A 16,140-nucleotide genomic window follows, 5' to 3' on the forward strand; every position below is an offset into this window, starting at 1 on the left:
ACCTGATCCAAAATGAATTACAGGTGCATTGATATCTCAGCAAGGAGGCAGTAACAATGACGACCCTGTTTAAAACCTTGAAACAGGATTGGTCACTTTCAGCAACAGTCGCAGGATTTCTGGCTGTGTTGATTTCCTATTCAGGACCTTTGATCATCTTCTTTCAAGCCGCGCAAAAAGCCAATGTGTCCTCTGCCATGATGATCTCATGGATTTGGGGAATTTCGATTGGTGCCGCAGTTGCAGGGATTTATTTATCGATTAAATATAAAGTCCCTGTAATTACGGCATGGTCTGCACCCGGTACTGCGTTACTGGTGACATTATTTCCAGATCTCAGTTTAAACGAAGCGGTCGCAGCCTATATCACGGCTGCAATCGTGATATTAGTGATTGGCGTAAGTGGATATTTCGACAAACTTTTGCAATGGATCCCTCAGTCTATAGCTGCGGCTATGATGGCGGGTATTTTATTTCAATTTGGTCTCGGATTATTTACAGCAACAGATAGCATGCCTTGGATAGTCTTTGGCATGCTTTTGGTTTTTCTGATCTCTAAACGTATAGCGCCTCGCTATAGTATGCTTTGGGTTTTGGTTTCAGGTGTCGTTTTAAGTCTTATTTTAGGTAAAATGAATCCTGTTGAAATGCAGTTTAGTCTTGCTATTCCTCAGTTTATTTCACCTGAATGGACTCTCAATGGTATGTTGAACTTTGCCATCCCCTTGATTCTGGTCAGTTTGAGTGGTCAGTTTTTGCCGGGCATGGCGATTATGAAACTTAGTGGGTATGACACACCTGCAAAACCGATTATTACCACCACCAGTATTGCCTCCCTTGCAGTTGCCTGTGTCGGCGGAATTACCATTGTCCTTGCTTCAATCACTGCGGCATTGTGCATGGGTAAAGACGCGCATGAGCTTAAAGATAAACGCTATATCGCGGGTATCGCAAATGGGTTGTTTTATATTTTAGGTGGACTCTTTGCAGGCAGTATCGTGATGTTATTTAGCCTATTACCTAAAGAGCTGGTTGCTGCTTTGGCAGGTCTTGCTTTATTGGGTGCAATTGGGATCAACATCACGACCGCTATGAAAGATGAAAACCAACGTGATGCAGCCCTTATTACTTTTTTAGCCACGGCATCTGGTATGCAGTTCCTTGGTCTAAGTTCAGTTTTTTGGGGAATTTGCATTGGTATTATCGCGCATCTCATCCTCAATAAAAAAACCAGTCCACTGCTCGCAGTGAACTCTTCATCTCCTCCTCAGAAATCTAAATAGTTAAGTTGGCACAGATAAATTTAGGACAGCTTAAGTAGGATAAATTATGATCGATAAAAGCTCAGCTTCCCTTCAAGAAGCACTCTCCCAGATTAAAGATGGCGCTACCATCATGATTGGTGGCTTTGGTACAGCAGGACAACCCGCAGAACTGATTGACGGTTTGATTGATCTGGGTGTGAAAGATCTGGTCATCGTGAACAATAATGCAGGCAATGGCGACTATGGTTTGGCAAAGCTGCTCAAAACAGGTGCTGTTCGTAAAATCATTTGCTCATTTCCACGTCAGTCTGACTCTTATGTGTTTGATGAATTATTCCGTGCTGGAAAAATTGAGCTTGAGCTAGTACCTCAGGGTAACTTGGCATGTCGTATTCAAGCTGCTGGTATGGGGCTTGGTCCAATTTATACGCCGACTGGTTTTGGTACATTATTGGCTGAAGGTAAACCAACCCTTAATTACGAAGGCAAAGACTTTGTACTCGAAAACCCAATCAAAGCTGACTTTGCTTTAATTAAAGCGCATAAAGGCGATCGTTGGGGCAATTTGGTTTACAACAAATCTGCACGTAACTTTGGTCCAATCATGGCGATGGCAGCAGACGTGACGATTGCTCAAGTGTCTGAAGTCGTTGAACTTGGTGTACTTGATCCTGAGCATATTATTACTGCTGGTATTTTTGTACAGCATGTGGTTGGGGTTACGCCATCGAATCCAGAAATTCAAGCCTAAGCGTTCAGGAGAATCTAATGAGCTATAACAAATTAACACGTGACCAAATTGCTGAACGTGTTGCACAAGATATTCCAGATGGCGCTTATGTAAACCTCGGTATTGGTTTACCGACCAAAATTTCTAATTATTTACCATCAGATAAAGATGTTTTCTTACATTCTGAAAATGGCTTACTTGCATTCGGTCCTCCTCCTGAAGCAGGTCAAGAAGATCCTGAATTGATCAATGCCGGTAAAGAATTCGTTACGCTTCTTCAAGGTGGTGCTTACTTCCATCACGGTGATTCATTTGCCATGATGCGTGGTGGTCATTTAGATATCGCAGTACTTGGCGCTTTCCAAGTTGCTGAAAATGGTGACCTTGCTAACTGGCATACAGGTGCACCCAATGCGATTCCAGCTGTGGGCGGTGCGATGGATTTGGCTGTTGGCGCGAAAAAAGTCTTCATCACGACCGATCATGTCACTAAAAAAGGTGAACCTAAAATTGTCGCTGATTTGTCTTATCCGGCAACAGGTCTTCAATGCGTCGATCGTGTTTATACCGATCTTTGTGTGATTGATGTGACCAGTGAAGGTATGAAAGTCATTGAGAAAGTTGAAGGTTTATCATTTGAAGAATTGCAGTCACTTACGGGTGCAAAACTGATTGATGCTACACAAAATTAATTCATAAATCCTCCCTAAGTCCCTCCTTTAATCAAGGAGGGACTTCCATCTTTCTCATTATGGGAAAGCTCCACCCTTTTTAAAGGGAGGTTGGGAGGGATTATAAAAACCGAGAATACACATGAAAAATGCATATATTATTGATGCCATTCGTACCCCTTTTGGTCGTTATGCAGGTGGTTTAGCGCCTGTCCGTGCAGATGACCTAGGTGCCTTACCGATCAAAGCACTCATCGAGCGTAACCCTGATATTAACTGGGAAAAAGTGGATGATGTGATTTACGGCTGTGCTAACCAAGCAGGTGAAGATAACCGTAATGTGGGTCGTATGTCTGCACTTTTAGCAGGTTTGCCACATCAGGTTCCTGCAACCACTGTTAACCGTTTATGTGGTTCATCTCTAGATGCTGTAGCGATGGCAGCTCGTGCTATTAAAGCCGGTGAAGCAGATTTAATTATTGCAGGTGGCGTAGAGTCTATGTCACGTGCACCACTCGTTATGGGTAAATCTGAGGGTGCATACGGTCGTGCTCAAAAACTTGAAGACACGACGATGGGCTGGCGCTTTGTGAATCCAAAGCTAAAAGAACTTTATGGTGTTGAAACCATGCCTCAGACTGCGGAAAACGTGGCTGAGCAATTCAATATTAATCGTGCAGATCAAGATCAATTTGCTTTAACGAGCCAACAACGTACCGCAGCAGCTCAAGCACGTGGCTTTTTTGCCAATGAAATCGTGCCTGTGGTTATTCCACAACGCAAAGGTGAACCCGTTGTTGTCAGTGCTGATGAACATCCAAGAGCATCAACCACCATCGAAGCTTTAACCAAACTTAAACCAGTGGTTAAAGCAGATGGTACGGTAACTGCAGGAAATGCATCAGGTATTAACGATGGTGCGGCTGCTCTACTGATCGCATCAGAAGATGCTGTTGCTCAGTATGGCCTTAAGCCACGCGCTAAAGTAATTGGAGCAACTGTCGTTGGTGTTGAACCCCGCATTATGGGCTTTGGTCCTGCGCCTGCTATCAAAAAACTTCTTCAACAAACAGGCTTAACGCTTGAGCAAATGGATGTCATTGAACTCAATGAAGCATTCTCTGCACAAGCTTTGGCAGTGACACGTGATTTAGGTTTGTCTGATGGTGCTGAACACGTCAACCCGAACGGTGGAGCAATTGCAATTGGTCATCCACTGGGTGCATCTGGCGCACGTCTTGTGACTACTGCCCTGAACCAACTTGAACAAACAGGTGGCAAATATGCCCTATGTTCAATGTGTATCGGTGTCGGTCAAGGTATCGCTCTAATTATTGAACGCGTTTAAAAAATTCCTTGTCACCTCCCTTTAATTAAGGGAGGAACTTTAGGTTTTTTATTAATTTAAGGATCTACAACAATGCCAAATTTTATTTCAAATGATGCCACAATTAATTATCAAACCTTTGGTGATCATACAAAACCTGCGCTGATTTTTTCCAATTCATTGGGTACAAATTTCAGCATGTGGCAACCACAGATCGATGCGCTTAAAAATGACTTTTATATCGTGTGTTACGACACCCGTGGTCATGGTCTATCATCTGCGCCTAAAGGTCCTTATAGTATTGATCAATTGGGCACAGATGTTATTCATTTGCTTGATCAATTGCATATCGATAAAGCGATCTTCTGTGGTATTTCAATGGGCGGCCTCACAGGTCAATGGCTTGCGATTCATCACCCAGAACGTTTTAATCACGTCATGGTATGTAATACCGCTGCAAAAATTGGTCAAGAACAGGCTTGGAATGAACGTGCCCAATTGGTTCGATCTACTGGTTTAGATGCGATTGCTTCAACTGCTGCATCACGCTGGTTTACAGAAGGTTTCATTGCAAACAATCCAGCCATTGTGACTGAACTTTCAAACAATTTAGCTGCTGGTAGCCCTGAAGGTTATGCGAGTTGCTGCGAAGCTTTATCAAAAGCAGATTTACGTACCGAATTAAAAAATATTAGCATTCCTGTACTTGTTGTTGCGGGTAGCAAAGACCCAGTGACGACTGTTTCAGATGGTCAATATATGGTTAACAATATCAAGAACAGTGCACTGTTTGAAATTGAAGCGTCACATATTTCAAATATTGAACAACCAGATGCCTTTAATGAAGCACTAAAACAATTTATAGCCGCTTAATGTAGATGAAACCGGACGAATGTTCCGGTTTTTTTTATTCTTATATTTGATTAATCAATTTCCTTACTTTTCGTGTTGATACATCAGCTTAACTGCATATCTTTTCAATTTTCTAGATTTTCTATTCGAAATATTTTCTATTTTATGCATTTCAATGTAATGCTTACTTCCTTTGGATAGATCATCCCCCTTTTGGGATTAAATTTTGAAATAAAAAAGTCCAGAACAGTATGTCTAGACTTTTTTACTTACAGCCTTTTTACTTAAAGCTCTTTTACTACGCGCTAAAGTGATGACTTTAAAAGAAAATTAAAATCAGTTCCTTTAAGGTGTGTTTAATGAGTTTTTGAAAATTTAATCTTTAGTTAAGTAGTCTTCAGTTGATATGACTTGAGCATAAGCAAATTCAAAAGCGGACATTATTGCTGCATGCACATGAGCAGCAGGCACTTTTATACCGTTAAATTCTAGATCTAAAGTAGCACAAGCATCATGGATAACTTTTACTTTATAACCATAATCAGATGCAGCTCGTACAACAGCATCTATGCACATATGGCTCATAGCACCAATGACGACTAAATCAGTCACTTCATTGGTATCTAAAATTTCTTTAAGATTTGTATTTAAGAACGCGTTGATCTGATTTTTAATGACCACAGGTTCATCTACTTGAGGCTGAACAGTTTCCTGAAATTCAATACCGTTTGAGCCCGATTCGAATATTGGTGATTCACCATTCGCAACATGTTGGACATGTATGACTGGAGTCGCTTCCTGACGGGCCTTAGCCATCACTTTCACTGCATTAGCAACAACCTGTTCAATATTTACCAAGGGTAATTTACCTGTAGGTAGATATTCATTTTGTAAATCGATAACCAATAAAGCTGATTTTGACATAACATTTCCTTTATTTATTTAATCAATATTTTTTTAGCTGATCATTAATTAGCAACAAATTAATTTGTAAAAATCCCTTCTCCCTTTGGGAGAAGGTTAGGATGAGGGAATACTCACGATGAGTGTGTGGTGTGAATAATGCGTTTTGAAAGAATTTTATTCTCAAGAAATGGAATTATTCCACTCCTTTAAAACGTTATTTTAGAAAGAAAGTGTTGCACCATCGATTGGAATCAATACTTTTTCTTGAATCCCTTTGATTTTCACATACTCCGCAAGCTGAGCACGTGTTAAAGACATATGATTAATGGCATCCATATGTACTGCAACAATTTTAGCCATTGGTGCTTTTTGAACAGCATGGTAAGTATCTTCTTTACCCATAATAATTGACTCTTTAAACCCATCAAGCAATGCATTTCCTGTATTTAATACAATGACATCAGGTTTAAATTTTTGAATGGCTTGATCAACTTCAGGGCGCCAAATCGTATCTCCTGCAACATAAACGGTTTCATGACCTGCTGCTTCAAAAATCATACCCATTGCTTCACCTAAACCCGCTTTGAGCTCCGCATTACGATACATTTCATCAGTACCGTGTTGACCACCGGTTTTAGTTAATTTAACACCTTGGAATGTGGTTTCAGTTAATACACGAACATCTTTAAAACCCTGTGACTGGATCACTTTTTGGTCTTGTTTATTTTGTACAAACAACGGCATATTTTTAGGAATAGTGGCTTGTGCTGCATCATCCCAATGATCTAAATGAGTATGTGTCACAATCACCGCATCCACATCATGTAATATGGTTTCAGGCTTAATGGGTAAATCAACCAATGGATTGCGTAAATAACTACGATGACTATTAGGAAAACCTGCATAGAAGCCTTTTTTAGCAAACATGGGGTCAATTAAAAAGGTTGTATCAGCATAGGTGACTTTAATCGTTGCATTACGAATTTCTTGTATATGTGTAACTTTAGAAGTATCTCGTTCAACCACCTGATCATTTGCATATAAATTGACTGAAGCCATTGCTAAAGAAATTGCAATAACAGAGCTACTTAAAAATTTATTCATATTCCAAATCCAAATATTGAGTATTACGGACATCATGAGAGAGTTCATAGATTAAGAAAACTGTCCTTAAAGACAATCATCGAAACTATTGGGACAAAATGTTATATTCATTATTTTTAGAGAGCTTAATTGAATGGCTATACCTGTTATTGGCATGTTCGTTTATAACAATATAAATCCATTTCACTTCTCAATTCCTCACATTATTTTCAATATTAAAATTGAGGATAAGCCCCTATTTGATTTAAAAATATTTTCTTTAGATGGTCAGCCAGTGAACACTGACCAATCCTTCATGATTATTCCTGATGGCGGAATCGAACTGATGAAAGAGTCAGATCTTATTATTATTCCTGGATGGGATAATTTTGATACCAAGCCTGAACAACTCCTTATTCAAGCATTAAATCAGGCTTATCAAACAGGTATTAGGATAGTGGGATTATGCTATGGGACTTATGCATTAGCATATGCAGGATTACTCGATCATAAAAAAGCAGCCACACACTGGATGGCTGAACAAGATTTTAGTGAACGTTTTCCACAAATTCATCTCGATCGTGATGCTCTGTATGTAGAAGACCAAAAAGTCGTAACTTCAGCAGGAACAGGCGCAGCTTTGGATTGCTGTTTATATTTAGTACGTGAAATTTATGATGCACAAATTGCCAATAAAGTCTCTAGAGTAATGGTGGTTCCACCTCATCGTGAAGGTGGACAAGCTCAGTTTATTGAGCAGCCTGTAGCAAAATCGAGTCAAGATGCTCAGATTAATCTATTACTGGATTTTTTAAGAAAGAACTTATCTATACAACATCCTATCGAAGATTTAGCTGAACGCGCACATATGACACGGAGAACCTTTACACGGCATTTTAAGAAAGCGACAGGACTGACGTTAGTAGATTGGCTAAATACTGAAAGAATCAGATTAAGTTGTGAATTATTAGAAACCACAAATTTGTCTATCGAGAAGATAGCTGAGCTTTCTGGGTTTAATCATACTGTTTCATTTAGAAAGAATTTTCGTGAAAAATACGGCACTAGTCCTCAAGCATGGAGGAAATCTTTTGGGATCACTGCTGACACTAATCATCATTTTTGAAATAATGAAAACTAATAACAACAAAAAGCCTAGAGTAGATCTAGGCTTTTTGTATAATCCTGATTAAATTCATTTTAAAGTCTGGCAAAGATTGAACTTAATTCAATTAAGATTAAATACAGCTATAGCTGTTAGCACTATTAACATTACCAGAGTTATAGCGAATTTTTTGTGGATGAACGCAAATTGGTAAGCTCCTATCTTTTGTTTCTGAATAGGCAGTTAGTGTAGAGGGTTGAATTCCTTTTTCTACCCAATCTGTTAAGGCTTGGTAGAGATCTTGATTGCTCGGTAATGCAACGTTAGCATTTATATTTGAGGTTCCGTTCGAGAAAGAATGTCCCATACCTGGAATGAAATATGCTTTCATAAATGAAGAGACATTAGTTTCTCCCATTTTCTCATTCAATTGTGAGATATAGCGTAATGTACCTTGTGGCATAATTAACACATCAGATAAACCATGGTAAATAATTAATTTACGGCCATCCTGATTAAATTCGGAAAGATCTGTTTGATCTGTATTGATATTCGAAAATTGTTCTTGTAAAGCAAGTCCTTTTTGTTGAACCTGATTGAGGTCTGAATAACTTAGTAGTTTCCACTCATTCATACCATTACTGATCTTATTAATAAAATTCTCTTGTGCAATTCGACTGTCGTTAGCAATTAATGCAACTAAGTCACTTGAAGTCGAGAATGGAGTAGTTCCAGCTAAGCTCGATAAATTAGTTCCACGTGTCAAGCCGAACCAGTTTTGTTTTGCACTTAAGTTTAGATTAAAGCCATTGTCTAAAGCAGGATCAGGTACAGAACCATCTTCTGTTTGTCCATACCATATTTTATTGATGGCTTGAGCTTGAATTAAAGTAAGACAACTCTCACTTAGATTACTTTCACATAAAATCGACGTATCTTTTGTTGGATCATATGTGCAACTACTTGGATCAATCAGATATCCATAGGCCTGACCGTTTATCAATCCACAAGAGGTATTAGCCTGATTTGAAACACGAGTAAGCTGTTCATTTGTAATTAATTTACCATTTAAATCGCGTTGCATAACCACTTGTGGGTAAAGTTCTGCAGTAATAAATCGGGTCCAATTAATTGCAGGTGCTCCAGCTAATATACCATCAAAATCTTGAGGGTTAACTTGTGCTTCCTTTAAGCCTTGTCGTCCACCTGTTGAATATCCATTCCAATAACTGTATTTTGCATCCTCACCATAATATTGTCGGGTGAGTTTTTTTGAAACAACAGCCATTTCGTGTATTCCGCGTTCTGCAAAGTCCTTCCAAAGTTCTGTATTAACAGATCCATCCGCATTCATTGCAAACGAACCATTAGTGATACTATGGCCAGTATCTGTTGTTGCTGATACGGCACCTTCTACCATTGCTGTATCGGCAGCCGAACCCATGGAACCAACATTAATACCGACAAGGACGTCTTTGTTACGATGATTTCCACCAGCCCATCCACCACCGCCTTTTACATGGATTCGTTTGTTCCAGTTGGTTTGATCAGGTAGCCATACCTCAACTCCTATTCCCTCTGAATAAGAAGGTTGCCCTTTATCTTGAGGATTAGTCTCTGGTCCAACCAATATCTTAGCTACACAGACATTATTTGATGCTGAGAGAGTTGATGTTGTATTCCCACTTAATTTAAGAAGTTCACCTTTTTCAAAATAATGTGTACTTAAAACTTGATAGCTGTTATCAGAAAAACTCTTACTAAGATATTCAGGAGTACAGGATGTTGACGAGTCTTTTACTTGGTCATTAGTATTATCATTATTACACCCACTTAATAATAATCCAGATAGACTCAACCATAATAACTTATTTTTTATCATTAAATTGTAATGTGACATTCTCTTATCCTTAAAATGTGCCAACTAAAGATTAAAACACACTACAATTTAAAAGTTTCTTCTTTAAAGGTATATTTTTATACGTTAAAAGTTGGTCTTATCACAATATTCTAGATACAGCAAAATTATGAAAAATATTTATTTAAAATAGAGATATTAATTTAAAAAAAACCGATTATAGATTTAAAATTAATATAATCTTTTTTATGTCAATTTTATAAAAATAAAATCTTTAAATGCAAAAAAGAAAGAAGTTTATACTGAACATCTATTTTATATCGCCTATTATTTTAAATTAAAATTTCATAAAATACAACAATCTGAATTTTATTTATTAACTTTTAATTTTTTATTTGTAATTCTTTGGATGCAAAGTTATCTAAAACTGTTCCTCCCTCCTTCTCTTTAAATACTGGATCAGTAAAAAGCCTTTCTATGTTGTCACTACTTGTGCCAATTAAATCTACTATTTTTTCATTTAACATAATTTTATTTGGTATAACTCAAATAAATAAATTTATTATTTTAATAACTTAGTTTTCTATTAGATTATTCCAATAAAATTAACATATATGAATATTGATTTATTTTTAAACAGATTTTATATTTTTTCCTATTAAAGTCCTTGTTTCATATACGTTTATAAATTAAAACTAACCTAATTCAATCGAATTAAAACTAGAAATTGATGTATATGGTTAATCTCATTCACTAAATTTATCGAGGACTTTTACACCTGCTAGTAACTTACTCATTTAACTAGGGAACTCCTGACACTCAGTTTATCTACAAGCAATTTGATGCAATACATCTTGGTTTCTGCACCCATTTCATATAAACCGTTCATTCTAAGAGTTTAGGACCAAGCTTATTCATTTGAGAAAATATTGATGAGTTAGCTTTTAAGAACAAATTTATGTCAACAAAGTCCCTTACAAAAAGAACAATATAGACAGATAAGAAATCAAAGGATATGCTAAATCCAACCCAAGTTGGTTTTTAATTAGCTTAGCAATTGGGTTAATTTCATAAAAAAGCTGTTAAAATTCAAGGAAGAATAATAATGCCTCAATCTATCTGGATTCCTATAGAGGAATACCGCATTCAAGCGGATCTATATTCAAGTTCAAAGCCCATTCAAAAAATCATCATTATGGCGCATGGATTAGGTGGCGAAAAATCGTGTGGTTTGACAGATTTTGCTGAATATTATCTAAGCCTCGGTTTTGCCGTTTGTGTATTTGATCATCGGGGTTTTGGTCAAAGCACTGGAAAGGTCAAAAATTTAGTCGATAAAACCAGTCAACTCAATGATTGGCAAGCGGTAATCAGCTATATCAAAAATGAGTTCAAACTCAGCAATGCAGATCTCGTGTTGTGGGGATATTCCTTTAGCGGCGCACATGCTTTAACACTCGCCAGTGAAGTGCCATTTAAAGGTGTTATTGCCAACTTCCCACATGTGGATGGTCTAGCTAGCTTAACGCTTTATCCAAAAAAATACCTTTTACCAGCAACATTGCTTGCTTTACAAGATATAGCCCTAGCTCGATTCGGCAAAGTCAAAAATATGCCTGTCGTATCACAAGATCGTTTTGCCATTTTGGCTGGAGAAGATTGTTTTGCTGCTTATCACGCCATTATTCCAGAGCACGTCACTTGGGAAAATGCAGTTCCAGCACGAATCGTGGCAACGATTGGTTTATATCGACCGACCACCGTGGTCAATCGTATTCAATGCCCTGTTCTGGTTACAGGTGCCAATCGTGATTCCTTAATTCCGATTCAAGCTACACGAAAAATGGTGGCTAAAAACGCTAAAATTGAATATTTCGAACATGATTGTGGGCACTTTGATTTATTTCACCCACCATTTCAAAATGCGATCTTAAATCAACATCGACAATTTTTAGAAAGTTTAACCTGATTTAAAAAAATCTAAACTGGTTTTAAAACTCCTAAAAAAGTTCAAAAACAATGACCTATGTCGAGAATGAGTGACCTTTTAAGCCTAAATAAAGATCACTCACCGCAATACATTCTTGCTGAATTTCAGCGGTAATTTTTCCGTATTTATAAAAACTATGTTTCATCAGTGCAAAAACCATTTCTACCAAATAGGTCATCTCATTCGGATTTTTAAAATGCAGTGGATCAAGTTTATGATTCAAAATATAGTGAATATCTGCTGAAATTTTTTCAATCACCACTTCCTGTAAATTAAATCCATCTACGTGAACAGGACCCCCTAAAATAAGAATACTGGCTGCTTTTTTTTCATTATAAAAAATACATACTTTTTCAATCAATTCCATGCAAATCGCTTCTGCAGTCCACGTTGCGAAGTGTTCGCTTTTGAATGACACATATTGTTGTAATTCTTCTAGATAGTTCTTAACGAGAATACTAAACAAATGATTCACTGTAGGAAAATATTGATAAATATTAATTTTGGGCAAATTTGAGCGCAACGCAATTTCTGGAATGGTGCAATGCGTTATTCCTTCAGACTCAAGAATTTTTATTGTTGTTTCGATCACCAGCGCTAAACGCGCTTTACTTCTCTTCTGAACGGGTAACTTTATTTCATTGAATAACATCCAATGCATCCTTCCTCTTGCTGATCAAAAATAATTCAACTATATTAGCAAAACCAACTATAGTTGGTTTTATATAAAAATAACATTCAAGGATTTGAATATGAGCACAGTATGTATCATTGGTGCGGGACCATCAGGAATTTCCGCAGCCAAAAACTGCCAACAATATGGAATAACATACGATATTTTTGAGAAGAATGACAAAGTCGGAGGAAATTGGGTCTTTAATTCCAAGACTGGTCATTCTTCTGTATATGAAAATACCCACATTATCAGCTCACGCACGATGTCAGAATTTGAAGACTATCCAATGCCTGAGCATTATCCAGACTATCCTCGTCATGACCATTTACAGGCCTATTTCGAAAATTATTCCAAGCATTTTGGCGTCTATGATCAAATTAAATTTCACCATACCGTCGATCATGTCACTAAAAATGAAAATGGTAAATGGCAGGTAGAATATACAGATGCACAAGGTAAAAAATCTGAAAAAGCTTATGATTACTTAATGGTCTCCAATGGCCATCACTGGATGCCTAAATATCCAAAATATGAGGGTGAGTTCACTGGGAAGTGGATGCACTCTCATGACTTTAAAGGCGTCAACGATGAATGGCGCAATAAAAAAATATTGGTCATTGGTGCAGGAAACTCAGGATGTGATGTTGCGGTAGAATCTGCTCGTGTATCTAAAGATATTTATATTTCGATGCGAAGCCCACAATGGTTCGTTCCTAAATTTATGTTGGGTTATCCAGCTGATATTTTAGTCAAAGCTTTAGAGAAATTGTCTCCTAAAATGCGCCAACGCATTCTCACCAAAATGGTCAAAGCATTTAGTGGTAACTATGCGGACTATGGATTACCAGTGAATACCAAGCCGATGTTAACGCAGCACCCGACGGCCAATTCAGATTTTATTGACTATATTCGTCACGGTAAAATTACACCTAAGCCAGCAATTAAACGTTTGGATGGGAAATTTGTTGAGTTCGTAGACGGAACACGTCAAGAATTCGACATTATCTGCTGTTGCACTGGCTTTTGGACTGTATTTCCTTTCTTTGACAAAGCATTTATTGATTTTCAATATGCTGAAAAATTACCGCTCTATCGTAAAATGATGCATGCAGAACATGAAAATCTATACTTCATTGGCTTATTCCAACCTCTAGGATGCATCTGGCCGATCTCTGATCATCAGGCTAATTTGGCTTGTCAGGAAATTTTAGGACGTTATAAACGCCCTGCAGATATGCATCAGGCCATTCAAAATGAACTTGATAACCCACATTATGACTTTGAATCAGGTCAACGTCATGCAGCAGAAGTTGACTACAATGACTTTAGGGCGGAACTGGTCTCTGACTTGAAATCCGCAGGAATCCATATTCCAGAACGTAAAGCTCAAGTGTCCATTAAGAAGCTCATCGGTTCTTTACTCACTGCATAAATTAGTGTATTTGTTAGCTACTGGACTGATTTCAAATGGTTGATTCAGTCCTCTAAAATGGGGCTATTAAATTTAATCTGCCCCATCAACACCCATAAAACAAATAGAAACAATGATTTAAATTTTATTGAATATTTTTATAAATATGGAGTTAGCAATGCACGGACGTATGATGTTTCAACCTCTATTAATTAGCAGTCTTATTGAGCATGCTGCTGAATACCATGCAGATACAGTGATAATTTCCAAAAATACCAATGGCAGCATGACTGAAACCAATTGGGGAAATATTTCAGATAATGCTAAACGTGGGGCAAAAGCTTTAAATGACTTAAAAATAAGCCATGGAGAATGTGTTGCGACATTGGCTTGGAATAATCATCGTCATTTAGAAGCATGGTACGCGATTTCAGGAAGTGGGTTGATTTGTCATACCATTAATCCCCGACTTTTTCCTGAGCAACTCATATTTATTATTAATGACGCTAAAGATAAAGCTCTTTTATTCGACAAAACATTTTTACCCTTAATTACAGCGATTAAAACGCATATTCCAACTGTTGAAAATTTCATTTGTTTGGATGCACCTGATGCTGAAGTTCAAAAAGCCTTGCCAGAAGTCATATTTTATGATGATTTAATCGCAACTCAAACTGCTGAATTTATTTGGCCAGAATTTGATGAAACGACTGCCAGTTCACTATGCTACACCTCTGGTACGACTGGAAATCCTAAAGGTGCTTTATATACTCACCGTTCAACGATACTACACAGCTTAGCGGCCAGTCTTCCAGATACCATGAATTTATCTGCTAAAGACGTCATTTTACCTGTTGTACCCATGTTTCACGTTCAAGCTTGGGGCACACCTTATGCCGCGGCAATGGTCGGTGCATCGCTTGTTTTACCTGGTCCAGGTTTAGATGGAGACAGTCTGGTAAAACTGATTGATGATTATCAAGTGACCATCGCACTAGGCGTTCCGACAATCTGGCAAGGGTTATTGGCTTCTGCAAAAAAACTGGCGAGCCCACTCAGTTCTCTCACTCGAAATGTCATCGGTGGTTCTGCCTGCCCACCGTCAATGTTAAATACATTTAGAGATACCTATCATTGTGAGACTATTCATGCTTGGGGCATGACCGAATCCAGTCCGCTCGGAACAGCAAATCAATTAAAAGCCAAACATCGAACACTTTCCCAACAAGAACAAGCACAAATGCGTCTTTCACAAGGCCGCCCACCCTACGGTGTGAGTGTCAGACTTGTAGATGAGGAAAAAGGAACAAATCCAATTGCACACGATGGCGAAACCATTGGTAATCTACAAATAAAAGGTCATTGGATTATTGAACGCTATTTTGGTCAAACCAATTCAGCACTTACACCAGATGGTTGGTTTGATACTGGTGATATCGCTTCATTGGATCAAGACGGATTTCTTCAGATTAGTGATCGCGCCAAGGATTTAATTAAATCTGGTGGCGAATGGATTTCTTCAGTTGAGCTTGAAAATATTGCGATGGGCCACCCTGAGATTACAATGGCCGCTGTTATCGCAGCTGAACATCCTAAATGGGATGAACGTCCTGTATTGATCGCAGTGAAGCAACCAGATAGTCAAATATCCGAAGATGATCTGATCGCATACTACACAGATAAAATAGCGAAATGGCAAACCCCAGATAAAGTCATTTTTGTAGATGCCATTCCACTCAGTGGAACTGGAAAAATGTTAAAACGCAAATTACGTGAAGAGTTTAGTTCAGTCCTTTTGTAAGAATTGACTAAAAAATTTACATTATTGTGTTCAAATTAATTTCAGACTTCTTAACAATTTAGAATTATAGATCTTGTTAAGGAGTCTGTTCTTTGATGAAAAGAGTTGGCTCATTATTCATTCTGTTGAAACTCTGAATGACTTTTAAACCAATGATCTTTATCATCATTGATGAAGGTAGTGGTTGTAATAACTATTGCTTACTTAAAAAAGTATACCCTAGCAAAATATTAAATTGATTAATTGTTATTATTGTGGCTTAACTAGCTCTGTATAAAGAAGATAAAGTTAACATTGGCAGATTTAATAAGAACAGATTTAATAAATACAGTTCTAATAAGCAGCATTAGTTCAAAAGTCATTGTTTTAATAATCAGATCATAATCTATACGCCCTCATTCTAAACTTCTATCAAATGGTGAATGATTTTTAGCCAAAATTATTCCCTTATACATCATCTTTTTT

The 16,140-nt window shown here is 37.6% G+C and carries 13 protein-coding genes; 9 read left to right on the forward strand and 4 right to left on the reverse strand.

Annotated features, from left to right (window positions below):
- Positions 1-56: 56 nt before the first annotated feature.
- From benE to pcaD, 5 genes are all read left to right on the forward strand, one after another.
- Positions 57-1,283: a benzoate/H(+) symporter BenE gene (gene benE, locus V5M36_RS08410; RefSeq protein ID WP_338557890.1), complete on the forward strand. Its 1,227-nt coding sequence runs from the start codon at positions 57-59 to the stop codon at positions 1,281-1,283.
- 46 nt (positions 1,284-1,329) lie between these two features.
- Positions 1,330-2,016 carry a 3-oxoacid CoA-transferase subunit A gene (locus V5M36_RS08415; RefSeq protein ID WP_338557892.1) on the forward strand — a complete coding sequence of 229 codons (687 nt, stop codon included), beginning with the start codon at positions 1,330-1,332 and terminating at the stop codon, positions 2,014-2,016.
- A gap of 17 nt (positions 2,017-2,033) precedes the next feature.
- Positions 2,034-2,687, forward strand: a complete 654-nt coding sequence (locus V5M36_RS08420) for a 3-oxoacid CoA-transferase subunit B (RefSeq protein WP_338557894.1) — start codon at positions 2,034-2,036, stop codon at positions 2,685-2,687.
- Positions 2,688-2,808: 121 nt separating this feature from the next.
- Positions 2,809-4,014, forward strand: a complete 1,206-nt coding sequence (gene pcaF / locus V5M36_RS08425; RefSeq protein WP_338557897.1) for a 3-oxoadipyl-CoA thiolase — start codon at positions 2,809-2,811, stop codon at positions 4,012-4,014.
- A gap of 72 nt (positions 4,015-4,086) precedes the next feature.
- Positions 4,087-4,866 (forward strand): 3-oxoadipate enol-lactonase, encoded by a 780-nt coding sequence (gene pcaD, locus V5M36_RS08430; RefSeq protein WP_338557899.1) that lies wholly within the window; start codon positions 4,087-4,089, stop codon positions 4,864-4,866.
- 354 nt (positions 4,867-5,220) lie between these two features.
- On the opposite strand, the gene V5M36_RS08435 is transcribed toward pcaD, so the two are convergent.
- A complete protein-coding gene (locus V5M36_RS08435) occupies positions 5,221-5,769 on the reverse strand; it encodes a cysteine hydrolase family protein (protein ID WP_338557901.1) in 549 nt (182 codons plus the stop codon).
- 201 nt (positions 5,770-5,970) lie between these two features.
- Entirely contained in the window at positions 5,971-6,855 is an 885-nt protein-coding gene (locus tag V5M36_RS08440; protein ID WP_338557903.1) for an MBL fold metallo-hydrolase, read from the reverse strand.
- Between the two features lie 133 nt (positions 6,856-6,988).
- On the opposite strand from V5M36_RS08440, the gene V5M36_RS08445 reads away from it, so the two are divergent.
- Positions 6,989-7,960, forward strand: coding sequence for a GlxA family transcriptional regulator (locus tag V5M36_RS08445; protein ID WP_338557906.1), 972 nt, complete (start codon positions 6,989-6,991; stop codon positions 7,958-7,960).
- A 112-nt stretch (positions 7,961-8,072) separates the two neighbouring features.
- Here V5M36_RS08445 and V5M36_RS08450 read toward each other — a convergent pair whose 3' ends face one another.
- Positions 8,073-9,569, reverse strand: coding sequence for a tannase/feruloyl esterase family alpha/beta hydrolase (locus tag V5M36_RS08450; RefSeq protein WP_338557907.1), 1,497 nt, complete (start codon positions 9,567-9,569; stop codon positions 8,073-8,075).
- A gap of 1,333 nt (positions 9,570-10,902) precedes the next feature.
- Here V5M36_RS08450 and V5M36_RS08455 point away from each other — a divergent pair.
- The gene (locus V5M36_RS08455; RefSeq protein WP_338557909.1) at positions 10,903-11,766 is read left to right on the forward strand and encodes an alpha/beta hydrolase; all 864 of its coding nucleotides are present in this window, start codon (positions 10,903-10,905) and stop codon (positions 11,764-11,766) included.
- A 55-nt stretch (positions 11,767-11,821) separates the two neighbouring features.
- Here V5M36_RS08455 and V5M36_RS08460 read toward each other — a convergent pair whose 3' ends face one another.
- Positions 11,822-12,439 carry a TetR/AcrR family transcriptional regulator gene (locus V5M36_RS08460; protein WP_338557910.1) on the reverse strand — a complete coding sequence of 206 codons (618 nt, stop codon included), beginning with the start codon at positions 12,437-12,439 and terminating at the stop codon, positions 11,822-11,824.
- A gap of 100 nt (positions 12,440-12,539) precedes the next feature.
- Between V5M36_RS08460 and V5M36_RS08465 the strand changes: the two genes are divergently transcribed.
- Both V5M36_RS08465 and V5M36_RS08470 read left to right on the forward strand, forming a co-directional pair.
- Positions 12,540-13,895 (forward strand): flavin-containing monooxygenase, encoded by a 1,356-nt coding sequence (locus V5M36_RS08465; RefSeq protein ID WP_338557912.1) that lies wholly within the window; start codon positions 12,540-12,542, stop codon positions 13,893-13,895.
- Positions 13,896-14,052: 157 nt separating this feature from the next.
- A complete protein-coding gene (locus V5M36_RS08470; protein WP_338557913.1) occupies positions 14,053-15,675 on the forward strand; it encodes a long-chain-fatty-acid--CoA ligase in 1,623 nt (540 codons plus the stop codon).
- The last annotated feature ends 465 nt before the right edge of the window (positions 15,676-16,140 follow it).

Origin of the sequence: Acinetobacter sp. KS-LM10 (assembly GCF_036896575.1) — a bacterium.
GTDB lineage: Bacteria > Pseudomonadota > Gammaproteobacteria > Pseudomonadales > Moraxellaceae > Acinetobacter > Acinetobacter avistercoris.